The following is a 26,318-nucleotide window of genomic DNA, read 5'->3' as shown; positions in this document are numbered from 1 at the left end:
GTCCGGTGGTGTTCGCGGACGGCGGCTCCTGCCCGCAACCCAACGGTTGCGCGGTGCAGCCGACGGGCTCGACCGCCATCGAGTACGGCGGCGCCCTGGCCCTGCCGGGCAAGCCGTTCCAGCTCTCGACGGCCAACGTGCCCTGAGGCCGCAGTCGCTGTAAGGCGTGAGTGAAACGGCCCGCTTCGTGCGGGCCGTTTTTTTTCGTCCGGATCAGGCGCCCGGCGGGCCCTTGAGTTCCACGACATTGCCTTCCGGGTCGGCAATGTAGATGGAGGGTCCCTCGCCCTCCGCGCCGTAGCGGGTGGCGGCTTCGCCCGCCTCGACCTTGTTCTGCGCCATGTGACGCCTGATGTCGACCTCGTCGAAAGGCTCGACGCGGAAGCAGAAGTGGTCGAGGTTGCGGCCTTCCTTCCCGGGCGGTGCGCCACCGGCTCGGCCGAGGGGACCGTCCACGGGCACCAGATCGATCAGAGAGCGCCCGGCGCGAAGCTGCACCAGGCCGATGGCGTCCTGCCTGCGTTCGACCGTGCAGCCGAGCACATCACGGTAGAAGGCCAGCATGCGGTCAAGATCGATGACGCGCAGGACAAGGTGGTCGATTTCGCGGATCTGGATCATGGCGCGCAAGGCCTCCTTCGATCGGACGTGGACATGCTGCCGGAAAGTGTAGAACCTCCCGGCGCCAGGGACGAGGAGCCGCATCGGAGCGACTTCCCTGCCCACGCAGCAATGGGACAATCCTCGTCATGACAAGCTCCAGCTCCGCCGACTCCCTCACGATCACCCGCCCCGACGATTGGCACCTGCATGTCCGCGACGGCGCCGCGCTCGAAGCCGTGGTGCCGCATTCGGCCCGCCAGTTCGCCCGCGCGCTGATCATGCCCAACCTGCGCCCGCCGGTCACCACCACCGGCCAGGCCATCGACTACCGCGAGCGCATTCGCGCCGCCGTGCCGGCCGGCCTGCGGTTCGAGCCGGTGATGTCGCTCTACCTCACCGACAACCTGCCCGCCGAGGAGATCGAGCCCGCCGCCGCCGCGGGCGTGCGCGCGCTCAAGCTCTACCCCGCCGGCGCCACCACCAACAGCGACGCCGGCGTCACCGACATCCGCAACACCTACGCCACGCTGGAGGCGATGCAGAAGCATGGCCTGCTGCTGCTCGTGCATGGCGAGGTGACCGATCCGGCGGTCGACCTCTTCGACCGCGAGGCCGTGTTCATCGATCGCGTGATGATCCCGCTGCGCCGCGACTTCCCCGAACTCAAGGTGGTGTTCGAGCACCTGACGACCCGGGAGGGCGCCCAGTACGTGCGCGACGCCGACCGCTTCACGGCCGCCACCATCACCGCTCACCACCTGCTCTACAACCGCAACGCCATCTTCGCCGGCGGTATCCGCCCGCACTACTACTGCCTGCCGGTGCTCAAGCGCGAGACGCACCGCGTGGCGCTGGTCGAAGCCGCCACCAGCGGCAGCGACCGCTTCTTCCTCGGCACCGACAGCGCACCGCATCCCGCCCACCTCAAGGAGCACGCGCTGGGCTGCGCCGGCTGCTACACCGCGCTCACAGCGCTGGAGCTGTACGCCGAGGCATTCGACAACGCCGGCGCGCTCGACAAGCTCGAAGCCTTCGCGAGCTTCCACGGCGCCGATTTCTACGGCTTGCCTCGAAACACCGGCACGGTGACACTGCGGCGCGAGAGCTGGACAGTGCCGGAGACCGTGCCCTATGGCGAAGCGATCCTCAAACCCTTGCGCGGCGGTGAAACCGTCGCATGGAAACTCACATGACCCCCACTCCGTGCGTGATGCTGCTGATCGACGCCGACAACGTCTCGGCCGATGTGATCGAGCAGGCCCTGCAACGCACGATGCAGGAGCATGGCGCGGTACACGTGCGCCGTGCCTACTGCAATGCCGAGACGGCGATGAAGCAGCAGGCCTTGTTCAAGCGGCTGTCGGTACGGCCGATGGTCAACCTGTCGGCCGGCAAGAACAGCACCGACATCGCGCTCGCGGTCGACGCCATGGATCTCATGATCTCCGAGCGGCCGGACATCGTCGTGCTGGTGTCTTCCGACTCCGACTTCGCGCCGCTCGTGATCCGCCTGCGCGAGAAGGGCTGCCGCGTGTGCGGCATCGGTCAGCGAGGCAAGACGGGCGAGGACACCGTTGCGGTCTACGACAGCTTTGTCGATCTTCAGCATCATTCCGCGAAGGCCGCGGTCGAACCCGCGCCCAAGTCGGCCGCCAAGGTGGCCGCCAAGCGCGCCGCGCGCGCGCCCCGGCGCACGAAGGCCGAGCCTGCCGTCGCGCCCGCGCCGCGTGCGCCCGTGCTGCCGGACGACGCCATGCGCATCCTCGAAGCGATTCCCGAACTCACCGCCGGGGGCAAGGTCGAGCTGAACCACGCGGCCGAAGGGCTGCGCGCCGCGCAGCTGCTGGGCAGGAGTGCAAGCTCCCCGAAGCTCTTCAAGAAATACCCCGAGCTGTTCCTGCTGACGCCGGAGAAGACACCGAACAAGGTGCAGTACGTCGGCCCCATGGCGTCGTGAGCTCCGTCGGGCCGCTGGGGTCCATCGACACGGCAAGGCCTTGGCTTGCCCCGTATACGGACGGGGCGGCGAAGGCCGGCGCGGCGCTCGCGCGAGGCTCGAGCGTGGCGCGCGCCTTGTCGGGCGAGTTCCCGCTCGGGGATCCGCGCACCGGCACGCCGAGTTTCGTTCCGGCGCAGCGCATGCCGGCAGGCGAGGCCTATGAGGCCTTCATCTATCGCACCGGCTGCGTTCCTAGCCGCGACAACCTCCACGATCTCTTCAACGGATTCGTCTGGCTGCGCTTTCCTCGGGCCAAGCGGCGTCTCAACGAGCTGCAGGCCGCGGAGATCGCGCGCGCCGGGGTCGGCGCGACGCGCGGGCCGCTGCGCGATGCTCTCACGCTCTTCGACGAGAACGGCGCCGTCCTCGATGCGCCGGCCGCGTTGTGGGAGGCGCTTTTCGCGCGCGACTGGCAGCGCCTCTTCGTCACCGAGCGCGCGCTGTGGCGCGACGCGCGCTTGCTCGTGTTCGGCCACGCCCTGCTCGAGAAGCTGGCGGCACCGCGCAAGGCGGCCACCGCGCACGTGCTGTGCGCGCCAGATTCGGGCCGGGGCCGGTCGATCGCGGTCGACGACGCCGCCATCGCGCGCGCGCTGAACCCGGCGCACCTCGCCACCAAGCCCTTCGCGCCGCTGCCTGTGCTCGGCGTTCCAGGGTGGTGGCCGCCGAACGAAGCGCCAGCTTTCTACGCCGACGCGGAAGTCTTCAGGCCGCCACGGCCGGCGCCGGATTGACGGCGTCGAGGGACGGGCCGTCCACGAACACGTCCGCATGGAAGCGGCTCGCCTCCAGGCCGCAGCGCCGCACGGCCATGTCGCGCAGCGCGTTGACCATGCCGGGCGAGCCGCAGCAGTAGAGCTCGTGTCCGGCCAGCGCGGGGCAGTGCGCCGCGAGCGCTTCGTCCACCCGGCCGGCGAAGGCGTCGTCGCCCGCTTCCTCGCTCAGTGCGGCGATGAAGCGAAAGCCCGGCCATTGCTTCTGCCACTTCGCCACCGCCGCGCGCATGTAGATGCCGTCCGAGCGCCGCGCGCCCCAGACCAGCGTGATGGGCCGTTCGACGCGGCGCCTCGCCATGTCGTCGATGATCGACTTGACGGGTGCGAAGCCGGTGCCCCCGGCCACGAACACGATCGGGCGGGTCGATGAGGCGTCCAGCGCCACGGCGCCGAAGGGCAGTTCGATGTCCAGCAGCTCGCCCTGCCGCAGGCAGGGCACGCGGGCGCTGAAGGCGCCGCCCGGCACGTGTCGGATGTGCAGCGTCACCGCGTCGCTTTCGTGCGGCGCGTTGGCCATCGAGTAGCAGCGCGTACTGCCGTCGCCCACGTCGAGCTGGAGATACTGTCCGGCGTGAAACCTGGCGCGCTGACCGGCGGGCAGGCGCAGTTGCAGCACCGAGACGTCGGGTGCCGCGAGCTCGTTGCGAAAGACCTTGGCCTTGAAGCGCTTGCGTGCGCTCGGGTCCACCCGATGCCAGGAGACCGGCGCGATCGCCAGGTCCGTGCGCGGCGCGCACATGCACAAGAGCACCTGGTCCGGCAGGCAGCTTTCGTTACGCATCGATGCCCCATTGAGTCCGACGACCTCGCCATCGGCGATGCCGCCGGCGCAGTTGCCGCAGACGCCCTTGCGGCAGGAGTAGGGCAGCTCGATCCCGGCACGCAGGGCGGCGTCGAGAACGGATTCGGTGGAGGCGCAATCGAAGGCGATGTCGCTGCCCGCGATGGCGACGCGGTGGTTCATGGCGTCACTTCTCCTGAGTGTGGTTGTTGCGCGCCGGACAGCAGCGCGATGGTGCGCAGCACGGCGCCCGCGTCGGCGATGCCGCGTCCGGCGATGTCCATCGCGCTGCCATGTCCGACGCTCGACAGCAGCACCTCGGCGCCGATGCTGAGCGCGCTCGCGGCGTTCGGCGCGAGCAGCTTGATGGGGATGTGGCCCTGGTCGTGCAGCATCGCCACATAGAGGTCGTGCCGCCGCTGCGAGAGCAGCATGTCGGCGCCCTGCGGACCGTCGACGCGAAAACCTTCGGCGCGCAGTCCCCGGACGGCCGGCTCGACGACGGCGGCATCTTCCGGCCCGAACAGCCCGCCCTCGGAGGCGTGCGGATTGATGCCGAAGACGCCGATGGCCGGATCGGGCACGCCCAGCAGCGCGCAAGCCCTGGCGCCGGCCCGCACTGCCGCGCTCACCAGTTCGGGCGTGAGCCGGCCCAGTGCCGTGCGCACGCTCTCGTGCAGCGTCGCATGCACGATGCGCAAGCCGCCGCCGACGAGCATCAGGAAGACGCTGTCCTGCGGCACACCGCATACGCGCGCGACCAGCGAGGGGTAGCCGCTGAAGGCGATGCCGGCCTGGTGGATCGCGGTCTCATGGTGCGGGCAGGCGACGACAGCATCGACTTCGCCGCGCCGGCAGGCCTCGATGGCGGCCGTCGCCGAAGCCACGGCCGATGCGCCGGCCGCGGCGTCGACGACCCCCGGCCGCGCGGCCGAGGGCGCGAGCTCGCCCGCGTCGACGATGCGCAGCCCGGGCAGCAGCGCCTCGAAACCCAGCTGGGACGCAGTGCGCTCCAGCACGCTGCGCGGCCCGAACAAGGTGATGCGCTCGCGCTCCCGCGCGGGCAGCGAGACGAGCGCCTTGAGCGCGATCTCCGGACCGATGCCGTTCGGATCGCCAGCGGCAAGGGCCAGGCGCCGGGACGATGGAAGGGCGGTCGGCATGCGTGCGCTCACAGCGGCAGCGCGAGCAGCGTGTCGGTCACGGTGCTGTCGCACACCGCCACGCGCGATTGCAGGCGCAGGCCGCCGTCCTGGCGCACGAAGCGGTCCTGGTAGACCCCGGTGGCAAACACTTCGGTCTCCCCGGTCGCCATGATGCGGGCGACGATGAACGGCGTGCGCGCCTCGGCGGCGTCGGCGTCGGCCCTCAGCACCAGCGGCACGCCCAGCAGGTGGCGGTAGCGCTGCCGCTCGTAGATGTTGGCCTCGCGCAGGGCGGCGATGCGGTCTTCCAGCATCGCGCGCGAGTCGGCGTAGACGATGCCTGCCGGCAGGCCTTCGCGCTCGTTCTCGATGTGGGTGATGCGGTAGTGGCAGTCTTCGGTGAAAAAGCCTGGCCATTGCTCGAGCGCATCGCTGTCGATGGCATCGGCATAGGCCGCGTTGAAGGCGCAGAGCGCCAGCAGGTCGATCATGGTGGGTGCTTTCTTGCGTGGTCGTTGCGCTCAGACGCCCATGTGCCGGCGGTAGGCCTTCCAGAAGCCGCGCACCGAAGCCTCGGTGGCGCGCCCCTCGCTCGACGTGGCGCCGCCGCCGCCCATCTCGATGATGGCTTCCTGGTCGTGCGCGCCGGCGATGCCGCGCTGCACGAAGCCGCCGACCGCGCCGTCCTCCATCGAGATGAAGCCGGCCGGGCCGACCAGGTTCGACTGCTTGAGCCGCACCAGGCGCTGCTCCGGCGTGTCGTCGGTGTAGCCGAGGTAGGTCCAGTTCAGCTCGGTGCGCGCCACACCCTTGGGCAGCACCTGCCGCACGGCCAGGCAGTTCTGGATCTGCTGCAGCACGAAGCCCGGGAACACCGAGAGAATCTGCAGCGTGATGCCGTCGTCGTATTCCTTGAAGCCCGCGAGCACGCTCGGGTCCTTCAGCCGATAGCGGTCGTTGTCCGAGCGCAGGGCCTGCTCCTTGTACGTGGCGTCCTTCTCCGCCGACGGGTCGATCATCGAGTAGCTCACGTGGTGGCCGCCGCTCTCGTCGACAATCACGCCGCCCTTCTGCGAAAGCTTGTTCAGCTCGAAGGTGGTGAAGAAGAGATGCAGCAGGCTCGCGTGGTAGCTGTCCTTCACATTCTCCACGTAGAGCTTCCAGTTGTTCGGCAGCGCCTGCGTGAAGCGGCCGATGACTTCCACCGGCTTGTGCAGCACACGCTCGATGCGCTCGCAGATCTCGTCGCCCAGGTATTCCTCGATGCCTGGAACATCCTCGCTGAAGCTGCCGAACACCAGCCCGCGGAAGGTCGCGATGCGCATCTTTCGCGGGCCGTGCGCCTCCTTGCAGAAGTCGGCCGGCATGCCGCCCTGGCCCTTGACGCCCTTCTCGAAGGCGACGCCCGTCAGGTCGCCCTGGCGGTTGTAGCTCCATGCGTGGTAGACGCACTGGAAGTTCTCGGCGCGGCCCGACTTCTCGAGCGCGATCAGCGCGCCGCGGTGCGCGCAGCGGTTCTCGAAGGCATAGATCTCGCCGTCCCCGTCGCGCACGACGACCACCGGCGTCTCGCCGGCGAAGGTGGTGCGGTAGCTGCCGCTGTCGGGCAACTCGGCTTCGAGGCAGAGGTAGTTCCAGGTCTCGCCGCGGAAGATGCGGTCCTGCTCGTCGGCGGCGAGCCGCGTGTCGCTGTAGACCGCGAAGGGAACGCGCGTCAGGCCGGGGCCGGTCCAATGGATCGGCTGGGGTGCGGTGTCGTTGTGCATGGCGTTGTGTGCTGTGCTGTCTTCAGTCGAGGGTCACATTGGCGCTCTTGATGACCTTGTTCCATTTGGCCGATTCGGCCTGGATGAACTGGCCTGTCTGCGCGGCATCCCAGCCGCGCGGCTCGGCGCCTTGTTCGGCGAACTTCTGCCTGACCTCCGGCGTCGCGAGCGCGGCGGCAATGGCCTTCTGCGTCGACGCGACCTTGGCCGCGGGCGTGCCGGGCGGCGCGACCACGGCGAACCAGGTCACGGCGTTCATGGCGGGCAGCTTCTGCTCTGCGAAGGTGGGCACGTCGGGCAGCGCGGACGAGCGATGCTCGTCGGCGACCGCCAGGATGCGCAGCTTGCCGCTGCGGTGGAAGTTCAGCGAGGAACTCAGGTTGTCGAAGAACACATCGATCTGCCCGCCGATCAGGTCGACCAGCGCGGGCGCCGTGCCCTTGTAGGGCACATGGACCATCTCGGTGCCCGTGAGCTGCATGAACATGCTGGCCGTCAGGTGCGAGGTGGTGCCGTTGCCTTGCGAGCCGTAGCTGAGCTTGCCGGGGTTCGCCTTCAGATAGGCGATGAGTTCGGGCACGTTGTGCACCGGCAGCTTCGGGTTCACCACCAGCACGTTCGGCACCGTCGCGATGACGGTGACGGGCACCCACTTCGTCGGATCGAAGCTGAGCTTGCGGTAGAGGAACTGGTTGATCGCGATCGGCGCCGGCGGCGATGCCAGCAAGGTGTCGCCATCCGGGTCGGCATGGAACACGATCTCGGCGCCGATGTTGCCGCCCGCGCCCGTGCGGTTCTCGATCACCACGCCGGCCGGAAAGGCGCCGCGCAGCTTCTCGGCCAGCACCCGCGGAAGAATGTCGGCGGTGCCGCCTGCCGGAAAGGGCACGATGATCCGCAGCGGCTTGGCATTGCTCTGTGCCGAGGCGGCGCCGATCAGGCAGGTCGCGGCAAGGCAGGCGATGCCCAGGCGTCGGGCGAAGGTTCGAAACATGGGTTGTCTCCGTGGTCTGTCGTTCATCAAGGTTCGCCGAGTTTGTTGTCCCAGGTCAATGCAAACAAGCTAGATTTGCGCTATGCGCAAAAACGAACCGGACAAGAATTTCGTCGCCTCGCTCCGGAAGGGGCTGGAGGTGCTGACCTGCTTCGGGCGCCAGCACAGCCGGCTCACGGTGTCGGAGGTCGCGCGCCTCACGCAGGGTTCGCCGGCCTCGGCGCGGCGCTCGCTGCTGACCCTGCAGGCACTCGGCTACCTCGAGAGCGACGGCAAGCGCTTCTGGATGATGCCCAAGGCGCTGCTGGTCGCGCACGCCTACCTGTCGTCTCGCCCCACGCCCTCGCTGGCGCAGCCCCTGCTGGATGCCTTGTCGGAGCGCACACGCGAATCGGCCTCGCTCGGCAAGCTGCTCGACGACGACGCCATCATCATCGCGCGCTCGACCGCCCGGCGCAGCCTGAGCACGGGGCTGGGCATCGGCTCGCGCCTGCCGGCCTACTGCTCGGCACTGGGACGCGTGCTGCTGGCGAGCCTGCCGCCGCAGGAGGCTGAAGCGCGCGTACGGGCCATGCCGCGCCGCGCGCTGACGCCGCGCACCGTGTTCGAGGCCGACGAGGTGCTGGACCTGATCGCTCGCTGCCGCGAGGAGGGCTACGCCGGCAACGACGGGGAACTCGAACTGGGCGTGCGCTCGATGGCCGTGCCGGTCCACGACCGCAGCGGGGTGGTGGTGGCCGGCATGAGCATCGCGGTGCGCGTGGAGCGGATGGAGTTCGTCGAATTCCGCGACGCCTTCCTGCCCTCGCTGCTGAAGGCGCGCAACACGCTGGCGGGGCGGCTCTATCCCGAATTTTGACCCGCGTGCGCGGCGGGTCGTCCCCGGTGGCCTGAACTTTTGCTTCTATCATGGCTCTGTCCCCTTGCGCGCGGGACCCCAGAACGCACAACAACTCCCGGTCACCGCGCTCCTTCGCTTGAAACCATGGTGGCGGCCCTCATTTGCGCGCGAGGGCGGGCCATCGTCTGTCCTCACGGAGAAATCGATTTGAAACGCATCCTTCTGTTCGTCCTGACCAATGTCCTGGTGGTCGCGGTGCTCGGCGTGGTCGCGAGCCTGCTCGGCGTCAACCGCTACCTCACGGCCAACGGCCTCAACCTCGGCTCGCTGCTGGGCTTTGCGCTGGTCATGGGCTTCGGCGGCGCGATCATCTCGCTGCTCATCAGCAAGCCCATGGCCAAGTGGACGGCGGGCGTGCGCATCATCAACGACCCGCAGTCGCCCGACGAGGCCTGGATCGTGCAGACAGTTCGCAAGTTCGCCGAGAAAGCCAACATCGGCATGCCCGAGGTCGGCATCTTCGAGGGCGAGCCCAATGCCTTCGCCACCGGCGCCTTCAAGAACTCGTCGCTGGTCGCGGTGTCGACCGGGCTGCTCGCCAACATGACGCGCGAGGAAGTCGAGGCCGTGATCGGCCACGAGATCGCCCACGTGGCCAACGGCGACATGGTCACCATGACGCTGATCCAGGGCGTGATGAACACCTTCGTCGTGTTCCTGTCGCGAGTGATCGGCTATGCGGTCGACGGCTTCCTGCGCCGTGGCGACGACCGCTCCTCGGGCCCCGGCATCGGCTACATGCTGACCACGCTGGTGCTGGATATCGTGCTCGGCTTCGCCGCCGCGATCGTGGTGGCCTGGTTCTCGCGCCATCGGGAGTTCCGCGCCGACGCCGGCTCCGCGCAGCTCATGGGCCGCAAGCAGCCGATGATGAACGCGCTGGCGCGGCTGGGTGGTTTGCCGGCGGGTGAGCTGCCGAAGGCGGTCGAGGCCATGGGCATCACGGGCGGCATCGGCAAGCTGTTTGCCACGCATCCGCCGATCGAGGAGCGCATCGCCGCGCTGCAGAACGCGCAGGGCTGATCTGCCGGAAGATCCGATGAAAGCCGCCTTCGGGCGGCTTTATTCTTAGGCGTGACGCGCGAGCACGCCGCGCGCCACCGCTTCCGCCACCTTGATGCCGTCCACGCCCGCGGACAGGATGCCGCCCGCGTAGCTCGCACCTTCCCCTGCCGGGTAGAGACCGCGCACGTTGAGGCTCTGCAGATCCTCGCCGCGCGTGATGCGGATGGGCGAGGAAGTGCGCGTCTCGACGCCGGTCAGCACGGCGTCGTGCAGGTCGAAGCCCTTGATCTTGCGGCCGAAGGCCGGGAAGGCCTCGCGCATCGCTTCGACGGCGTAGGCGGGCAGGGCGGCGCGCAGGTCGCCGGGCGTGACGCCCGGCTTGTACGAAGGCTCGACGCTGCCGAGCGCGGTGGAGGGCTTGCCGGCGACGAAGTCGCCGACGAGCTGGCCTGGCGCTCGGTAGTCGCCACCGCCAAGCACGAAGGCGTTGGACTCCAGCGCGCGCTGCAGCTCGATGCCGGCGAGTGCGCTGCCCGTGCGGCCTTCGCCCCAGCCGGGATAGTCGCGCGGATCGATGCCCACCACGATGCCGGCATTCGCGTTGCGCTCGTTGCGCGAGTACTGGCTCATGCCGTTGGTCACGACGCGCCCGGGCTCGCTGGTCGCGGCCACGACGGTGCCGCCTGGGCACATGCAGAAGCTGTAGACCGAGCGGCCGTTGCTGGCGTGGTGCACCAGCTTGTAATCGGCCGCGCCCAGCAGCGGATGACCGGCGTGCCGGCCCCAGCGCGCGCGGTCGATGAGGCCCTGCGGGTGCTCCACGCGAAAGCCGATGGAGAAAGGCTTGGCCTCGATATGGACGCCGCGCGCATGCAGCATCTCGAAAGTGTCGCGCGCGCTGTGGCCGAGCGCCATCACGACGTGGTCGGCGCGCAGTTCGCTCGTCTCGCCGGTGCGCTGGTCGCGCACGCTCAGGCCGCGCAGCTGCCTGCCTAGCGGCCCTTCCTCGATCAGCACGTCGGTCACGCGCTGCTCGAAGCGGATTTCGCCGCCCAGCGCGACGATCTGCGCGCGCATGTTCTCGACCACCTTCACCAGCTTGAAGGTGCCGATGTGCGGGTGCGCGACATAGAGAATCTCGGGTGGTGCGCCGGCCTTGACGAATTCCTCCATCACCTTGCGGCCGAGGAAGCGCGGGTCCTTGATCTGGCTGTAGAGCTTGCCGTCGGAGAAGGTGCCGGCGCCGCCTTCGCCGAACTGCACGTTCGACTCGGGGTTCAGCACGCTCTTGCGCCAGAGGCCCCAGGTGTCGCGGGTGCGCTGGCGCACGGTCTTGCCGCGTTCCAGCACGATGGGCCTGAAGCCCATCTGCGCGAGCAGCAGCGCACAGAAGATGCCGCAGGGGCCGAAGCCGACCACCACGGGCCGAAGCGCCAGTCCGGCCGGCGCCCGCGCGGGGGCGCGCCACGCCATGTCGGGGGTCGGGCCGATGTGCGGATGCCCCGCCACTCTCGCGAGCAGCGCGGCTTCGAGCGCGGGGTCGGTCAGCGTGACATCGACGATGTAGACGCGCAGCAACTGGGGCTTGCGGGCGTCGAAGCTGCGCTTGAAGACCGTGTGGTCGGCCAGGGCGGCGACGGGCACGTCGAGCGCCGCCGCGATGGCCGCGGGAAGCGCCGCACCGTCGTGGTCGAGCGGGAGTTTGATTTCGGAAACGCGGATCATCGCTGGCGGCCCGTGTTTATCGGGCAGTTGGCTTCAGCCGGGAGCGAGAGTTTAGCCTCCCAATGAAAACGCCCGGTGCCCCGCCCCGACGCCCCCGAAGGGGCACAGGACAAGGGCACCGGGCGTCAGGCTCCGGGCCGCTGCGGTTCAGACGTCCGCGGCCGTCTCCATGCCCAGCGAGTCGGTCTTGGCTTCCAGCTTCCTGAGCGTTCGCCCGCGCCAGCTGGACCAGGTCACGCCCACCAGCAGCATCGCCGACAGAATCACGAAGGCACAGCTGATCGGACGCTGCACGAAGACGGTCACGTCGCCGCGCGACAGCAGCATCGCGCGCCGGAAGTTCTCCTCCACCATCGGCCCGAGCACGAAGCCCAGCAGAATCGGCGCCACCGAGAAGTCGAGCGTGATCAGGATCGCGCCGATCACCCCGAAGGCCAGCACTTCCCAGATCTGGAACAAACTATTCTGGGTACTGAACACGCCCACCGCGATGAAGAACATGGCCGAGGGGAACAGGTAGCGGTAAGGCACCTGCAGCATCTTCACCCACACGCCGATCAGCGGCACGTTCAGGACGATCAACAGCACGTTGCCGATCCAGAAGCTCGCGATCAAGCCCCAGAAGATGTCCGGATGCTCGGTGATCAGCTGCGGGCCGGGCGTGATGCCCTGGATCATCAGCGCGCCCAGGATCAGCGCCATCACCGCGTCGCCCGGAATGCCCAGGCTCATCGTCGGGATGAAGTCGACCTGCGTCTTCGAGTGCGACGAGGCCTCGGGGCTCGCCACGCCGGCGATCATGCCGGTGCCGAACTTCTCGGGCGTCTTCGACACCTTGCGCTCCAGCGCATAGGCGATGAAGGTGGTGATCGTCGGGCCCGTGCCCGGCATCGCGCCGAAGACCGTCCCCACCAGGGTGCCGCGCACCATCGGCCAGAAGGCTTCCTTGAGCTCGGCCATGCTGGGCCGCATGTCGCGGATGCGCAGCTTGGCGTTGGTGTTGATCACCGCCATGCGGTTCACATTCAGCAGGAAGTCGGCCACGCCGAACAGGCCCATCGCGATGGCGACAAGCTCCAGCCCGTCGCTCAGCTCAGGCACCCCGAACGAGAAGCGGAAACTCCCCGTATTGACGTCGGTGCCGACCACGCCGCACAGCAGGCCGAACAGCGTCATCGCCACGCCCTTGAGCGGCGAGCCGCGCGACATGGTAGAACCGGCCAGCAGGCCCAGCAGCATGATCGAGAAGATCTCCGCCGGCCCGAACTTGAAGGCCACCGCCACCAGCAGCGGCGAGGCGAAGATCATCACCAGGATGCCGAACGAGGCCGCGAAGAAGGACGAGATCATCGTGATGCCCAGCGCCGTCCCGCCTTTCCCCGCCCGTGTCATCGGATACCCGTCGAGACAGGTCACCGCATGCGGTGGATGGGAGGGCAGGTTGAGCAGGATCGCGCCGATCGCGCCGCCGTACTGCGAGCCGTAGAAAATGCCGGCCAGCATCAGGATGGCGGGGACCGGATGCATCACGTAGGTGAGCGGCAGCAGGATGGAGATCGCCGACAGCGCGCCCATGCCGGGCAGCACACCGATGAGGTTGCCGACGAGCACGCCGAAGAACGACCACATCAGGTTGGTGCCCTGGAAGGCGACGCCGAAGCCGAACCAGAGATCGTGGAGAGATTGGGACATGGATCAGACTCCCCACTGGAACAGCGGAAGCTGCAGCTGCAGCGCCCACCAAAACACGATGACAGCGACGGCGCACATGCCCAGCGCGAGCAGGATGGCCTGGACGACCGTGTTGGTGCGATCGCCCAGCGCCGAGATGAAGACGATGGCGAAGGTCGCGGGCACGAGGCCGCCGTAGACGCCGAACAGCAGGAAGGCCAGCACGCTCAGGATGATGCAGATGCCGCCGCGCAGGTCAGGCAGGCCCTTGCCGTGGCCATGCCCCGCGCCGGGTGCCGGACCGGCGGTGTCGCTGCGCGCCGTGAGCACGATCAACAGGCCGCTGATGGCCAGCAGGATGCCGATGGACACCGGGAAGAAGCCGGGCCCCATGTGGCTGGGGGTGCCGGTCTTGTAGCCGAAGCCGGCGTAGGCGGCGATCATGCCGATGAGCACCATCAAGGCACCCCCGTAATAGTCTTTGTTGAATTTCGAGGAGGGCTTCATTGCGGCCCTTTCGAGAGGTGCTTGGGGTGCCGGTTCAGGCGTGTCATGTGTCTCCTTCGTGGCGCGCGGGGTGCGCGTCAAGCGGAGGGGCAGTCTAGGAATCGAGCCTTCCAATCTGCTTTCAGTGCGAGCCTGGAGCCTCAAAATACGTGTTATCACGTACAGCGTCGGCGCCCGCGAGCGGAAGCCGCAACGTGGCGCACAGACCGCCGGAATCGCCGTCATTCGGACCCTCCTGAGGCGGGGCGTCGCTCAATTCGATCACGCCGCCATTGCGCCGCGCGTAGGCATCCGCAATGGCCAGCCCGAGGCCGGCGCCCTTGCGTCCGGGCGCGTCGTCGGCGCGGTGGAAGCGCCCGAAGGCGGCGGTGCGCAGGGCCGGCGGAATGCCCGGGCCGGTGTCGCACACCGCGGCCTCCACCGATGTGCCATGGAGCCGAACGGAGACCGTGACGCGGCCGCCCGCTGGCGTGTACTTGATGGCGTTGTGCACGAGGTTCGACAGCGCCTCGTGCAGCTCGACGGCATTGGCCGCGACCGGCGCGACCAGGACCGATGCGTCCGCGCGCTCGTCGTCGAGCTCGTCGGCCGCCGCCTCGCCGCGCGCGTCGACCCAGCCGAGATCGAGGTCCTTCTCGTGGGCCAGCGGCAGGTGTTGCAGTACCACCTCGCGGGCCACTGCGTTGAGATCGGTCAGCGTCGGGGCGCTCGCTTCCGTGGCCTCGGTCGCATGCGCGAGCGACAGCAGCTGCTCGCTCAGGCGTTTGGCTCGCACCAGCTGCGCGATGATCGCGTGCAGCGTCTCGCGCATCGGGCCGGCATCGCGCTCACGCACCGCATAGCCCGCCTGCGTGAGCATGATAGCCAGCGGGGTGCGCAGCTGATGGGACGCATCGGCGAGGAAGCGGGATTGCTCGGCCAGCAGGAGCCTGTGGTTGGCGATGTGGTGGTTCACCGCCTCGACCAGCGGCGACACCTCCGGGGGCACGTCGCCCGCGTCGATCGGCTCGAGGTCGTTGGGCGCGCGGGCCGCGAGCGATCTGCTCAGGCGCTGCAGCGGTCGCAGGGCGAGCGCCACGCCCAGCCACACCAGCCCGACCATCACGACGATCAGGCGAGCGTCGTTCCACAACGCCCGGTGCCACGAATCGGCCAATGCCTGCTCGCGAAACGCGATGCCCTCGGCGGCCTGGCTCAGCACCTGGTACGCCTGCGTGTCGCTGACCTGCACGGTGCGGCGCAAGGCCGCGATGCGCACCGGATAGCCGCGGTAGGTGGCGTCGTAGAACACGGGCGTGCCGTCGCGGCCCGGCGGCGGCGGGGGCAGGTCGTCGACCCCGACCAGCGTCTGCTCGGGCGCGGGCGCGGCGCCCGCCGTCGTGACCGGCCTGAAGCCCACGTGCAGGTGCTTGTTGCGCGCTCGCGTGGATTCGAACATCGAGCGCACCGAGAACTCCGAGGCGATGCGAAGCGCCCCGTTGGCGTCCAGCGTGATGCTGTCGTCGAGCGCCTGCACCGGTTCGATCAGCACCTGGTCGTAGGCATCGACGACCACCCGCGAGATGGACCGGAAGTCGCTCCAGGCGTCGATGGCCAGCAGCGCGACGATGCCGGGCAGCAGCATCGCCAGCAACAGAGTGCGGATGCCCAGGCGCCGATGCTCAGCCATGGGCCGACGGCGACAGGACGCTGGAGAGCATGTACCCCAGGCCACGTACCGTCACGATCCGCACGTCGCTGTCTGCAAGCTTGCGGCGCAGCCGGTGCAGGACAAGTTCGATCGCGGCCGGCCCGACATCGCTGTCGTGCGGGAACACCTTGTCCGACAGCAGCGGCTTGCCGACCGGCTTGCCGCTGCGCAGCAGCAGGGCGGTGAGGGCCGCGTGCTCGCGCGGCGTCAGGGCCAGCAGCGTGTTGTCCAGCGTGAACGCATGGCTCTCTCCGTCGTAGGCGAGCGAGCCGCAGCGCAGCGTGGGCTGCTGGCGGCCGAGGCTGCGCCGCACCAGCGCCGTCAGCCGCGCCTCCAGTTCCTCGATCGCGAAGGGCTTGGTCAGGAAGTCGTCGGCGCCCTTGCTGAAGCCGCGCACCTTGTCCTGCAGCGAGCCCTCGGCGGTGAGCACCAGCACCGGCGTGCGGTCGCCCGCGTCGCGCATGCCGGCGAGCACCGTCAGGCCGTGCCGATCGGGCAGGCGCAGGTCGAGCACGACCGCGTCGTAGGCATTGGCGGCCAGCAGCGCCTCGGCCGTGCGCGCGTCGGGCGCGTGATCAGGCACGAAGCCGCTCTGCTTCAGCGCACGGGCCAGCCATGCGGCCAGTTCGGCTTCGTCTTCGACCAGGAGAATGCGCATCTCGTGTGAGGCCTCGGACTCAGGCCGGCAGGAAGCCGTCGACCGAGAGATAGCGTTCGCCGGTGTCGTAGTTGAAGCCCAGGACGACCGCGTCGGCCGCCAGTTCCGGAAGCTTCTGCGCAATGGCGGCCAGCGTGGCGCCGGAGGAGATGCCCACCAGCATGCCTTCCTCGGTCGCGCAGCGGCGCGCCATCTCGCGCGAGGGCTCGGCATCGACCTGGATCACGCCGTCGAGCAACGCGGTGTCGAGATTCTTCGGGATGAAACCCGCGCCGATGCCCTGGATCGGATGCGGCGACGGGCTGCCGCCGGAGATCACGGGCGAGGCCACGGGCTCGACCGCGAACACCTTGAGCTTGGGCCACTTCTTCTTGAGGACCCGCGCGCAGCCGGTGATGTGGCCACCGGTGCCCACGCCGGTGATCAGCACGTCGATGCCGTCCGGAAAATCGGCCGCGATCTCCTCGGCCGTGGTGCGCATGTGCACGTCGATGTTGGCCGGGTTGTTGAACTGTTGCGGCATCCATGCGCCGGCCGTGCCGGCGACGATTTCCTCGGCCCGCGCGATGGAGCCCTTCATGCCCTTCTCGCGGGGCGTGAGGTCGAAGCTCGCGCCGTAGGCGAGCATCAACCGGCGCCGTTCGACCGACATGCTGTCGGGCATCACCAGAATGAGCTTGTAGCCCTTGACGGCGGCGACCATCGCGAGGCCGATGCCGGTATTGCCGGAGGTCGGCTCCACGATCGTGCCGCCGGGCTTCAGCGCGCCCGATCGCTCCGCGTCCTCGACCATCGACAGCGCGATGCGGTCCTTGATGGAGCCGCCGGGATTGGCGCGCTCGGATTTGATCCACACCTGCTGCGTGGCGTGGCCGAACAGACGCTGGATGCGGATGTGCGGCGTCCTGCCGATGGTCTGCAGGATGTTGTCGGCTTTCATGCGTTCTCCTTGGGGCGGATTCGGGTGATGAGGAATCGGGGAACGCCATTGTGGCGATAATCGCCGGGTGAAGCACGCCAGACCGCCGCTGGTGCAAGTCTCGAAAGAGCGCACTGGAGGAACGTCCGGACTGCACAGGACAGCGCAGGAGTTAACGACTCTCCACCGCGAGGTGAGGATCAGAGCAACAGAGACGAGTCGGCCGGGGGCGACCCCGGCCGGGTGAAACGGGCAATCTCTGCGCGCAGCAACACCAAGTAAGCCAGCGTCGATGTGGTTCCGCAGAGCTGGCGGGTAGGTGGCACCGAGCCGTTCGGCGACGAACGGCCCAGAGTAATGGCGGTCACGTTGGCGCCCTCGCAAGAGAGCTTCAACGCACAGAATCCGGCTTATCGGCGCGCTTCACACTAAATTGGGCTCGCCCCCAGGCTGCGCGACACTTCGTGTCGCTTCGCCTTCCCCCTGCCGGGGGCGGCCGGGCGCGGCGGCCCCGCTTGAAATCGCCAAGGGGCGGCCGGTCGCCTGCTCGTGGCGACCGGCCGGCCAGCTGGTGCTTCCGCAATGAAGACCAGGCTATGGCTTTTCCCAGACCAGGATCTCGGTCAATGGCGACGTATTGTTGTCGGCGGTCTTGCAGATGGTCACGGAGGCATTCACGATCTGCTCGGTCTTCGGCAAGTCGAAGACGCGCATGACCTTGTCGTTGCCCTTGACATCGCCACCGGGGATCAGCTGGGCGACCACGCTTCCCTGGGGCGTGTACTCCACCTTGAAGTCCACCGCGCCATACTTGGTGAATGTCGTGGTGGGCGAGGGGTCGATGGCGTTCGCCGGATCATCCTGCCGCGACACGACGATGATCTGGTTGGCCGTCACGGGCGTGCCGAAGCGCGACTGTGGCCCGATCTGTATGCATTCGCCGGAGGCCAGCGTCGGGGCTGTCGCTGTCCAGGGGGCAGTGCCGTCCCAGCCCTTCTGCACCAGGTCGCCATCCACCAGCTCCGGCGGTGCCGTGAGGCCGCGCATGGCGCCGACGTTCGCGAAGACGTTCCAGTCCTTGATGTTGTTCGTGGAGCGCAGGCACCTGCCGTCCGGGCCGACGCCGTTCAGGCAGTTGGTCGCGGTCACGGAGCCCGCGACCGTCAATTTGAGATTGCGAACCTCATGGTTGGCCCCGCCCGCCCCGTTGGTGGCGGCAAGCCCCATCAGGAGTTCCGCCGGCGGCGCATAGGCGAAGTCCACGTTCTTGAGGATCTCCCGGCCGTTCACCGTCAGGTTCAGCACATAGCCGGAGCTGGCGGAGGCACGCGGCTTCATGTCGAGCACCACGTGGCGCACGGATGCCGCGCTCGCCTTGCTGCGATCGGTGCAGGTGAAGCAGATCTCCTTCGAGTCGTTCAAGGATACGCTGGCGACGTACGGATACTTGTCAGCCTGCGGGCCGCGCACCGCGGCCGCGTTGCCATGAACGCCGGTGCCGGTGACGGCGGTCCCCTCCTGCGGACCCGGCAAATGGAGGCGGCCGATGCCGCAGTAGTGGTTCGAGAAGTTGCCGCCTTCGTCAAGTGCGACCCCCAGATAGGCGCCCGTCATGCCGCAGTAGCCCAGGCCACCACCCGGCTCGCCGCCCTGGCCGGCAGCTGCCGCGCTCGCATCGGCGAAGTAGATGGCCAGGCCGTCGTACTGGCCGCCCCACATCAGATAGTCGAGTTCCACCCGAATCGGAACCCCGGATGCCAACTTGGCGTTCGCTTGCACCTGGCCGAGCACCGCGTCGATATGAGGGGCCAGTCGCAGCCAGCCGCTCCCATCGGTCGTTGGCGTCATTGGATTGCCATAGCGAGAGCCTGAGATCGTCCAGTCTGGAGCGGTCTTGGCATCGGTGCAGACACCCTCGATGGTTTGCGCGCCGGCCTGGGCATGGGCTTGCGGGCTCCATGCCACTATCAGTGCCGAGGCTATCAATCCGGCAGTCAATGCCATGCGCGCAAGCCGGCGCGCGGGGTAATGTGCGTGCGTCTGAGTCATGATTCGTCCTGGGTTGAGATTGATGAAGAAGTCATTGTTTCCGGTCGTCAAGATTTGTCTTTAATTGATATTTCCTTAATTCATTGTGATAAATCGTGCAATTGAACTGCGTGACAGCAAGTCGCATATGAATGAGCAACTTCAATGCGAATCGCATTCGATCTTCTGTGCACGACTCGCTTTCAGAGGAGAAGACCGCAAGGCGGCCATTTCCTCTGCAATTGCGCGCGGTCTTTCGAGTCCCTCGTCGACAGGTTGAGAAGGGTTATCTGTAACGGCGACTTGACGCCATCGAATGCGCGCGACGAGGGGGAGCGTGGGGGTTGCGCTGTCGGCGCTCGCATGAGCGCAAGCCTGACGCAGAGGCGCTCTTGTCACCCGTTTGTGACACGGAGGCGGGATCGGGTTCGATCGCGAGGTTCGACGCGCATCGATTCCTTGCGAATGCTCGCCGTGCGCGAATGGCGCCGCGAGGCGTGCGTCAGAAGTGCATCAGATGTGCGACGCCCGCGCGCCTGAGCTTCAGAAGCGTTCGCTGGGCAGCAGGTAGCGCCATTGCTGGGGCAAGAGGCCGGCGAGCGGCACGCGGCCGATGCGAATGCGCTTCATCGCGAGGATGCGAAGGCCTGCGTCGTCGCAGATGTGCGCGATCTGGCCCGGCCGCGCGCCCTTGAGCGCGAAGCGCAGGCCCGTATGGCCCTCGGCCTGCTGGCCGATGCTGACGCGCGCCGGAGAGCGTTCGAGGCGCGCGAGCACTTCGGGCCCGACCGGACCGGCGACGTCGACCATGACTTCGCTCTCAAGGATGCCCGCATCTTCCTGCAGCTTGCGCTCGACGCGCCATTCCTGCGTGAAGACCACCAGCCCGCTGGCGCCGGTCTCGAGTGGGGTCATGCAGCGTTGCGCGGCCACGTGGCGCGGCAGGAAGCGCAGGCCGGCGCGCTCGGGCTCGTGGTGGTTGGCGGGGACGAGCAGGCGATGGGCGTTCTCGGTCGGCATGCCCGCCGGCTTGTGCAGCAGCAGCGTGACCGGTACCACGGGTTCGGGCTTGGCGCCGGCCTCGATCTCGACCTGCTGGTGCGCATGCACGCGCGATTGCGGCAGCACCGCCGGCTCGCCGTCGACGCGCACGGCGCCGTTTTCGATCAGCAGCTCGGCTTCGCGCCGCGAGCACCCAGCGAGCGCGGCCACTCGCTTGGAAAGGCGCACGCCTTCTTCGGTCCCCGTCATGGCTTCGCGGCCGATTGCCGAATGCGCTCGATGTGCGCGGCCAGCGAGCGCGCGGCCACCGGCCACATGCGCTCGGGCACGTCGTCGTAGGCGAGCGGCAGCCAGTCCTCCGGGCTGCCGTCGGGCAGCCTGCGCATCACCTCGGCGATCTTGGCTTCGCGCTTCAGGCGGTGGGCCTTCAGGTGGGCGATGGCGGCGCGCGCCTCGCCCAGCACGTAGCCATGCGCGGGCAGGATGAACTCCACGCCGCCCTCGGCGCAGCTCAGGTCGAGCCTGGCGAGCGAATCGAGGTAGGCGTCCATGTTGCCGTCCGGCGGGTCGACCACCGTGGTGCTGCCGTTGAGCACGTGGTCGCCGGAGAACAGCAGGCCGTCTTCCTCCAGCAGCAGGCAGAGGTGGTTGGCGGCATGGCCGGGCGTGTGGATGACGCGCAGCGTGTGGGTGTGCGCGGGGTCGCCATCCCGCGATGCCAGCGCGAGGCGCTCCTGGTCCCGCAACGCGCGGTCGGGCACGAAGCGCGCGTTGGCGCGGGCCGTCGGCGCCGAAGGAAGGCCCAGGATGGGCGGGGCGCTCTCGCACAGCTTCTGCAAGGGCAGCGCGCCGGGAGAATGGTCGCGATGCGAATGCGTGCAGACGATCATCCGGATGTCGCCTTCGGTCGCGAGGAAGAGCCGGCCGATGTGCTGCGCGTCGTCCGGACCCGGGTCGATGACGATGTAGCCCGTGCTGGCGTCGCCCACGATGTAGGTGTTGGTGCCCGGGCCGGTCATGGCACTGGGATTGGCCGCGGTCAGCCGCCGCACGTTCTTCAGAAGCGGCACGGGATGCACGTTCTGCCAATCGAGCGGATGGACGATCTGGCCGTCGGGGCAGACCATTGCCAGCTCGCCGTAGGGCGAGTCGCTCTCCATGTAGCGCGCTTCCTTGCCGCGCAGCAGTCCCGCGCGCGGGCAACTGGTCCAGAGCGGGCCTTCGCCGGCGCCGCGCCCGGCGCAGGCTTCGAGCACGGCGTCCACGTTCGCGTAGGCGGCGAAGCGTTCGAGCGTGCGCAGCGTGGGGAAGATCATGAAGAAGTTGCCGGCCGCATGGCGTGCCAGCGCGTCGGCGGGCCGCACCCAGCAGGGCTCGAACTGCTCGGTCTCGTCCGCCGTCGGCGACTGGCCTTCAGGCATGCGCGCCACCAGGAAAGGCACGTCGAAGCGCTTGGGCAGGTCGCGATCCGTGATCCAGTGGGCGAAGGTGAAGACCTTGTCCGTTGACAGCATCAGGCCGCGCGCGGCGCACTGCTCGGCGAAGGCGACGGTGCTCGCCGCGGTGCTGCGGTCCATCGACGCGACTTCCTCGGCGCTCACCGGCCGGCCGTCGGCGTGATGGGCCAGCAGCACGCCGAGCTCCTCGAAGCTCTCGCGGATCGCGGCGATGGCTTGCGTGAGCTGCGCGTCGCCTTGCGTCGGCCGGCGCTTCGCAATGGCGCGCGCCGCAGCGTCGCCCTCATCGATGCGGCCACCCGGGAACACATAGGCGCCGGGCGCGAAGCTCGCCGTCGACGAGCGCCGGGTCATGAGGACCTCGACGCCCGCGGGCGTGTCGCGAAGCAGCAGAACAGTCGCGGCGTGGTACAGCGGCGCGGGTTCGCGCTGCGGATGGAGGAGTTGTGTGGGGCGGACCATGAGGCTCGATTATCGGCCGCTCGGTCCGTACCATCCTGTGTGACACCGGCGCCCGGGACTCCTAGAATGAGCCGATGAGGCTCGCCGGCACATGGCTGATGGCACTGGTCCTCTCGGCTCACGCAGTGGGAGCGACCGGCGCCGAAGCCATGTCCGCGGCTGGCGCGGCGCCGCCCCCCACGGTGGTCCTGATGCAGCTCGACGGCGCCATCGGCCCGGCTTCGGCCGACTACGTGCGTCGCGGCCTGGCGCTGGCCGCCAGGGAGCGGGCGCAGCTCGCGGTGCTCCAGATCGACACCCCTGGCGGGCTCGACATCTCGATGCGAAGCATCATCAAGGAGATCCTCGCTTCTCCCGTGCCGGTGGCGAGCTTCGTGGCGCCCAGTGGTGCCCGCGCCGCCAGCGCCGGGACCTACATTCTTTACGCCAGCCATATCGCGGCCATGGCGCCGGCCTCCAACCTCGGGGCGGCCACGCCGGTGGCGATCGGGATGCCGTCGCCCGGCGGCGCGCCGGCGGAGAAGCCGCAGCCGGCGGAAAAAGACGCCGGCCATGCGGCCGATCCCATGACGGCCAAGCGGTTGGCCGATGCATCGGCCTACATCCGCAGCCTGGCCCAGTTGCGCGGGCGCAATGCGGACTGGGCCGAGCAGGCGGTGCGCGAGTCGGTCAGCCTCTCGGCGCAGGAAGCGCTGCAGAAGAACGTCATCACCTTGATCGCGCGGGACGTCTCGGATCTGCTGGCTCAAGTGAACGGGCGCGAGGTGAGCCTGAGCCAGGGGACTGTGCGGCTGGCCACGGGGCGCGCGCAGGTGCTGGTCTTCGAGGCCGACTGGCGCAACCGGCTGTTGTCGGTGATCACCGACCCCAGTCTGGCGTTGATCCTGTTGATGGTCGGCGTCTACGGCATCCTGTTCGAGTTCTCGAGTCCGGGCTTTGTGCTGCCGGGCGTGGTGGGCGCGATCAGCCTGATGCTGGCGCTGTTCGGCCTGCAGATGCTGCCGGTCAGCTATGCCGGGCTGGCGCTGATCCTGCTGGGCGTGGCCTTCCTCATTGCCGAGGCCTTCCTGCCGAGTTTCGGCGTGCTGGGCGTGGGCGGCATTGCGGCGCTTGCGCTCGGCGCCTTGCTGCTGATCGACAACGACGCGCCGGGTTTCGGCGTGCCTGTCTGGCTGATCGCTGTGATCAGCGTCGTCTCGGCCGCGTTCATTCTCGTGGTGGCGGGCATGGCCGCCAAGGCGCGCCGCCGCCCGGTGGTGAGCGGGGTGGCCACCCTGCTCGGCTCGACGGGCGAGCTGGTCGAATTCTCGGGCGGAGAAGGGTGGGCGCAGATCGAGGGTGACTACTGGCGCGTGCACGGCGCGGACGAACTTCGCGCCGGCCGACGCATCCGGGTGACGCGTGTGCAGGGCCTCATCCTGCAGGTGGCCGCCGATGGCCCGGAACCAGCAACGGGGGCATGACCATGTTCTTCAACTTCAGCCTTGCGCTTGTGGCGCTGCTCTTGATCCTGCTGCTGATGCTCGCGGCGTCTTCGCTGCGGATCCTGCGGGAGTACGAGCGTGGGGTGGTGTTCCAGCTCGGTCGGTTCTGGAAGGTCAAGGGGCCGGGGCTGGTGATTCTCATCCCGGGCATTCAGCAGATGGTGCGGGTCGGGTTGCGGGTGATGGTGCTCGACATCCCGAGCCAGGACGTGATCACGCGCGATAACGTGTCGGTGAAGGTGAACGCGGTGCTCTACTTCCGGGTCATCGATGCCGAGAAGGCGGTCATCCAGGTGGAAAAATACCTCGAAGCCACCAGCCAGCTCGCCCAGACCACGCTGCGCGCGGTGCTCGGCAAGCATGAACTCGACGACCTGCTGTCGGAACGCGAGCGCCTCAATCTCGACATCCAGAAAATTCTCGAGGCGCAGACATTCACCTGGGGCATCAAGGTGACGAATGTCGAGATCAAGCATGTCGACCTGAACGAGAACATGGTGCGGGCCATCGCGCGGCAGGCAGAGGCCGAGCGCGAGCGGCGCGCCAAGGTGATCCACGCCGAAGGCGAGCTGCAGGCTTCGGTCAAGCTGGCCGAGGCGGCGGAGATCCTGGGGCGGCAGCCGCAGGCGATTCAATTGCGCTACCTGGAAACGCTGACCGTGATCGCCGCGGACAAGAATTCGACCATTGTGTTTCCGCTGCCGCTGGAGATCATGGGTCCCTTGCTGCAGTGGATGAACAAGAAGGGCGACATCTGAGGTTTGCGTTGGCATGCGTGCTGCGGTTGCGCCATGGAAGCGCGCCCCCATCGGCCAGGGGCGCACCGCCAGAAACGTGTTGTGACAATCCCACGTGCCGTGCCTAGAATCCCGGCATGGGGTCCGTCAGATCATGGTTGATGGGGCTGGTCCTCCTGGCTCAAGCGTTGGGAGCGACCAGCGTTGAGGCGTTGCCGGCAAAACCCGCAGCAGCGACTCCCGCAAGCCCCGGCATCGTGGTCCTGCTGGAACTCGATGGCGCCATCGGTCCGGCCTCCGCCGATCACGTGCGCCGCGGCCTCGCGCTGGCACGCAGGGAACACGCCCAGCTCGCGGTGCTTCAGATCGACACTCCCGGCGGGCTGGACCCATCGGCGCATCGCATCGCCCAGGCCATCCAGGCGTCGCCCGTTCCGGTTGCCGTCTTCATGTCCCGTGAGGGTGCCGGCGCCAGCGCCGGTGCCGCCATCCTCCACGCAGGCCAGATCGTTGCGATGCCGCCGGCTTCCGGGGGCGGCGCCACGACATCGACGCCGGCAGCGGCAGCACCGCCAACGCCGCCCGAAGGGAAGACCGCCACCCTCGTCGCCCAGGACGTCTCCGATCTGTTGCGGCAGCTCAACGGGCAAGAAGTCCTCGTCGGCGCGCGCCCCGCGCGGCTGGCCACGCAGGGCGTCGAGGTGCTGGTATTCGAGGAAGACTGGCGCAGCCACCTGCTCGAAGTGGTCACCGAGCCCAGCGTGGCGCTGATCCTGCTCATGGTCGGCATCTACGGCCTCCTGTTCGCCATCTTCAATCCCGGCTTCGCGGTGCCGGGCGTGGCCGGCGCCGTGAGCCTGATGCTGGCGCTGTTCGGCCTCCAGACCTTGCCGGTCAGCCTGCTGGCGCTCGGGCTGGTCCTGCTCGGCGCGGCACTGCTCGTCACCGCCGCCTTCGTGCGCGCCAGGTCCTGGCTGCCCGTCGTCCTGGGCATCGCCGCCTTCGCCGTCGGCGCCGCGCAATTGATCGACAACAGTGTCCCCGGCTTCGGCGTGCCGCTGTGGCTCGCGGGCCTGCTCGGCGTGGTCGCGGCCTTCTTCAGCCTGGTTCCGGCGCGCATGGCCGCCAGGGCGCGCCGGCGGCCCGTGCCCAGCGGCGGCGTCTCCACCCTGATCGGCCTGACAGGCGAACTGGTCGAGTTCGCCGACGGCGAGGGCTGGGCCGAGATCGAAGGCGACTACTGGCGCGTGCACGGCGCCGAAGACCTGCAAGCAGGCCGACGGATCCGCGTCACCCGCGTGCAGGGCCTCGGATTGCAGGTCGCCGCCGAGGGCCAGGAGCCGGCCGCCGGCCATTGAGCCACCGGCCTCGCCATCACAGCGTCTTGGTCAGCGTGACGATGGCGCGGGCCTTGTTGATATCGCCGAAGTAGCTCTTCTTGTTGGCGCCCTGCACGCCGCCGTACAGGCTCACGCCGCTGCCGAAGTCGTAGGAGACGCCGAGGCCGTAGTCCACGTAGTTGGGGATTTCCACGCCGGTCTGCGCCAGGGTGAAGTCCTTGATGCCGCCGGCGAAGCGCGTGTAGCCGACCGAGGCCTTGAGCGTCAGCTTGGGAACGATTTCCTGCGCATAGGCCAGGTTCAGGTAGCCGGTGTTGCGGCCCTTGAAGCCCGAGCCCGCCTTGTAGCCCGCGGCTCCGAAGTAGTCATTGGAGACGGTGTGCGAGTACTTGAGGGTTAGCGGGCCCCAGGTTCCGGCGCCATACAGCTCGGTGGTGTTGCCGTTGCTGTTGCCGGGGTAGACGTAGCTGAGCACGCCCACATCCCAGTCGAGGCCGGCGCCCTTGAACTTATAGCCGCCGTAAAGGTCGCTTTCGATGCTGTTGCCCGACAGCCAGTCGACGCTGGAGTTCCAGTTGCCGATGTACCAGCCGGTCTCGCCGAAGGCGTAGTCGAAGCCGCCCTGGATCGCGGGCTTGAACGCCTTGTTCTTGCTCGTGTCTCGTGTC

At 68.3% G+C, this 26,318-nt stretch carries 24 protein-coding genes and 1 other RNA gene; 9 read left to right on the top strand and 16 right to left on the bottom strand.

Annotated features, from left to right (window positions below; all coding sequences use genetic code 11):
- Window positions 1-213: 213 nt before the first annotated feature.
- Window positions 214-621 (bottom strand): VOC family protein, encoded by a 408-nt coding sequence (locus AC1DNF_RS32585; protein ID WP_478152800.1) that lies wholly within the window; start codon window positions 619-621, stop codon window positions 214-216.
- Window positions 622-749: 128 nt separating this feature from the next.
- On the opposite strand from AC1DNF_RS32585, the gene pyrC reads away from it, so the two are divergent.
- The 3 genes from pyrC to AC1DNF_RS32570 are packed head-to-tail and all read left to right on the top strand — an operon-like array spanning window position 750 to window position 3,336.
- Entirely contained in the window at window positions 750-1,796 is a 1,047-nt protein-coding gene (gene pyrC / locus AC1DNF_RS32580; RefSeq protein ID WP_478152799.1) for a dihydroorotase, read from the top strand.
- The gene (locus AC1DNF_RS32575) at window positions 1,793-2,560 is read left to right on the top strand and encodes an NYN domain-containing protein (RefSeq protein ID WP_478152798.1); all 768 of its coding nucleotides are present in this window, start codon (window positions 1,793-1,795) and stop codon (window positions 2,558-2,560) included. Before pyrC ends, AC1DNF_RS32575 begins: the two co-directional genes overlap by 4 nt.
- The gene (locus tag AC1DNF_RS32570; protein ID WP_478152797.1) at window positions 2,557-3,336 is read left to right on the top strand and encodes a DUF3025 domain-containing protein; all 780 of its coding nucleotides are present in this window, start codon (window positions 2,557-2,559) and stop codon (window positions 3,334-3,336) included. The genes AC1DNF_RS32575 and AC1DNF_RS32570 overlap by 4 nt, the downstream gene beginning before the upstream one ends.
- On the opposite strand, the gene AC1DNF_RS32565 is transcribed toward AC1DNF_RS32570, so the two are convergent.
- Genes AC1DNF_RS32565 through AC1DNF_RS32545 form a run of 5 tightly spaced genes read right to left on the bottom strand, consistent with a single transcriptional unit; the run spans window position 3,308 to window position 8,064 of the window.
- Complete coding sequence (locus tag AC1DNF_RS32565; protein WP_478152796.1) at window positions 3,308-4,342, bottom strand: 2Fe-2S iron-sulfur cluster-binding protein; 1,035 nt, start codon at window positions 4,340-4,342, stop codon at window positions 3,308-3,310. The two genes, AC1DNF_RS32570 and AC1DNF_RS32565, sit on opposite strands and share 29 nt — an antisense overlap.
- Window positions 4,339-5,322, bottom strand: a complete 984-nt coding sequence (locus AC1DNF_RS32560) for a PdxA family dehydrogenase (protein WP_478152795.1) — start codon at window positions 5,320-5,322, stop codon at window positions 4,339-4,341. Before AC1DNF_RS32560 ends, AC1DNF_RS32565 begins: the two co-directional genes overlap by 4 nt.
- An 8-nt stretch (window positions 5,323-5,330) precedes the next feature.
- Window positions 5,331-5,795, bottom strand: a complete 465-nt coding sequence (locus AC1DNF_RS32555; RefSeq protein ID WP_478152794.1) for an aromatic-ring-hydroxylating dioxygenase subunit beta — start codon at window positions 5,793-5,795, stop codon at window positions 5,331-5,333.
- A gap of 30 nt (window positions 5,796-5,825) precedes the next feature.
- Window positions 5,826-7,070: a Rieske 2Fe-2S domain-containing protein gene (locus AC1DNF_RS32550; RefSeq protein WP_478152793.1), complete on the bottom strand. Its 1,245-nt coding sequence runs from the start codon at window positions 7,068-7,070 to the stop codon at window positions 5,826-5,828.
- A gap of 22 nt (window positions 7,071-7,092) precedes the next feature.
- A complete protein-coding gene (locus AC1DNF_RS32545) occupies window positions 7,093-8,064 on the bottom strand; it encodes a Bug family tripartite tricarboxylate transporter substrate binding protein (RefSeq protein ID WP_478152792.1) in 972 nt (323 codons plus the stop codon).
- Window positions 8,065-8,146: 82 nt separating this feature from the next.
- On the opposite strand from AC1DNF_RS32545, the gene AC1DNF_RS32540 reads away from it, so the two are divergent.
- Window positions 8,147-8,923, top strand: coding sequence for an IclR family transcriptional regulator domain-containing protein (locus AC1DNF_RS32540; protein WP_478152791.1), 777 nt, complete (start codon window positions 8,147-8,149; stop codon window positions 8,921-8,923).
- A 189-nt stretch (window positions 8,924-9,112) separates the two neighbouring features.
- Entirely contained in the window at window positions 9,113-9,988 is an 876-nt protein-coding gene (gene htpX, locus AC1DNF_RS32535) for a protease HtpX (protein WP_478152790.1), read from the top strand.
- Window positions 9,989-10,033: 45 nt separating this feature from the next.
- On the opposite strand, the gene AC1DNF_RS32530 is transcribed toward htpX, so the two are convergent.
- The 6 genes from AC1DNF_RS32530 to cysK all read right to left on the bottom strand — a co-directional run bounded on the left by AC1DNF_RS32530 (window position 10,034) and on the right by cysK (window position 17,161).
- Window positions 10,034-11,695, bottom strand: coding sequence for an NAD(P)/FAD-dependent oxidoreductase (locus AC1DNF_RS32530; protein WP_478152789.1), 1,662 nt, complete (start codon window positions 11,693-11,695; stop codon window positions 10,034-10,036).
- A gap of 147 nt (window positions 11,696-11,842) precedes the next feature.
- Entirely contained in the window at window positions 11,843-13,387 is a 1,545-nt protein-coding gene (locus AC1DNF_RS32525) for a tripartite tricarboxylate transporter permease (protein ID WP_478152788.1), read from the bottom strand.
- Between the two features lie 3 nt (window positions 13,388-13,390).
- The gene (locus AC1DNF_RS32520) at window positions 13,391-13,873 is read right to left on the bottom strand and encodes a tripartite tricarboxylate transporter TctB family protein (protein ID WP_478152787.1); all 483 of its coding nucleotides are present in this window, start codon (window positions 13,871-13,873) and stop codon (window positions 13,391-13,393) included.
- 121 nt (window positions 13,874-13,994) lie between these two features.
- Window positions 13,995-15,542: a sensor histidine kinase gene (locus tag AC1DNF_RS32515; RefSeq protein ID WP_478152786.1), complete on the bottom strand. Its 1,548-nt coding sequence runs from the start codon at window positions 15,540-15,542 to the stop codon at window positions 13,995-13,997.
- Window positions 15,535-16,221, bottom strand: a complete 687-nt coding sequence (locus AC1DNF_RS32510) for a response regulator (RefSeq protein WP_478152785.1) — start codon at window positions 16,219-16,221, stop codon at window positions 15,535-15,537. Before AC1DNF_RS32510 ends, AC1DNF_RS32515 begins: the two co-directional genes overlap by 8 nt.
- Before the next feature lie 19 nt (window positions 16,222-16,240).
- Window positions 16,241-17,161 (bottom strand): cysteine synthase A, encoded by a 921-nt coding sequence (gene cysK / locus AC1DNF_RS32505; protein ID WP_478152784.1) that lies wholly within the window; start codon window positions 17,159-17,161, stop codon window positions 16,241-16,243.
- Window positions 17,162-17,230: 69 nt separating this feature from the next.
- Here cysK and rnpB point away from each other — a divergent pair.
- An RNA gene (rnpB, locus tag AC1DNF_RS32500) (RNase P RNA component class A) lies at window positions 17,231-17,569 on the top strand.
- Between the two features lie 165 nt (window positions 17,570-17,734).
- Here the strand turns inward: rnpB and AC1DNF_RS32495 are convergent.
- The 3 genes from AC1DNF_RS32495 to AC1DNF_RS32485 form a co-directional block, all read right to left on the bottom strand.
- Window positions 17,735-19,189 carry an L-type lectin family protein gene (locus tag AC1DNF_RS32495; protein WP_478152783.1) on the bottom strand — a complete coding sequence of 485 codons (1,455 nt, stop codon included), beginning with the start codon at window positions 19,187-19,189 and terminating at the stop codon, window positions 17,735-17,737.
- Window positions 19,190-19,711: 522 nt separating this feature from the next.
- Window positions 19,712-20,419, bottom strand: coding sequence for an RNA pseudouridine synthase (locus tag AC1DNF_RS32490; RefSeq protein WP_478152782.1), 708 nt, complete (start codon window positions 20,417-20,419; stop codon window positions 19,712-19,714).
- Window positions 20,416-22,089 (bottom strand): MBL fold metallo-hydrolase, encoded by a 1,674-nt coding sequence (locus AC1DNF_RS32485; protein WP_478152781.1) that lies wholly within the window; start codon window positions 22,087-22,089, stop codon window positions 20,416-20,418. Before AC1DNF_RS32485 ends, AC1DNF_RS32490 begins: the two co-directional genes overlap by 4 nt.
- Window positions 22,090-22,163: 74 nt before the next feature.
- Here AC1DNF_RS32485 and AC1DNF_RS32480 point away from each other — a divergent pair, with 74 nt between their 5' ends.
- The 3 genes from AC1DNF_RS32480 to AC1DNF_RS32470 all read left to right on the top strand — a co-directional run bounded on the left by AC1DNF_RS32480 (window position 22,164) and on the right by AC1DNF_RS32470 (window position 25,668).
- The gene (locus tag AC1DNF_RS32480) at window positions 22,164-23,552 is read left to right on the top strand and encodes an NfeD family protein (RefSeq protein ID WP_478152780.1); all 1,389 of its coding nucleotides are present in this window, start codon (window positions 22,164-22,166) and stop codon (window positions 23,550-23,552) included.
- Window positions 23,553-23,554: 2 nt separating this feature from the next.
- Complete coding sequence (locus tag AC1DNF_RS32475) at window positions 23,555-24,331, top strand: slipin family protein (RefSeq protein ID WP_478152801.1); 777 nt, start codon at window positions 23,555-23,557, stop codon at window positions 24,329-24,331.
- A gap of 236 nt (window positions 24,332-24,567) precedes the next feature.
- Entirely contained in the window at window positions 24,568-25,668 is a 1,101-nt protein-coding gene (locus tag AC1DNF_RS32470) for an NfeD family protein (protein WP_478152779.1), read from the top strand.
- A gap of 16 nt (window positions 25,669-25,684) precedes the next feature.
- On the opposite strand, the gene AC1DNF_RS32465 is transcribed toward AC1DNF_RS32470, so the two are convergent.
- Window positions 25,685-26,318, bottom strand: a 634-nt coding sequence (locus tag AC1DNF_RS32465) for a TorF family putative porin (RefSeq protein WP_478152778.1), incomplete at its 5' end; no start/stop codon positions are given.

Source organism: Variovorax sp. 01T432 (assembly GCF_056398605.1).
This window is presented reverse-complemented; position numbering and strand designations above follow the sequence as displayed.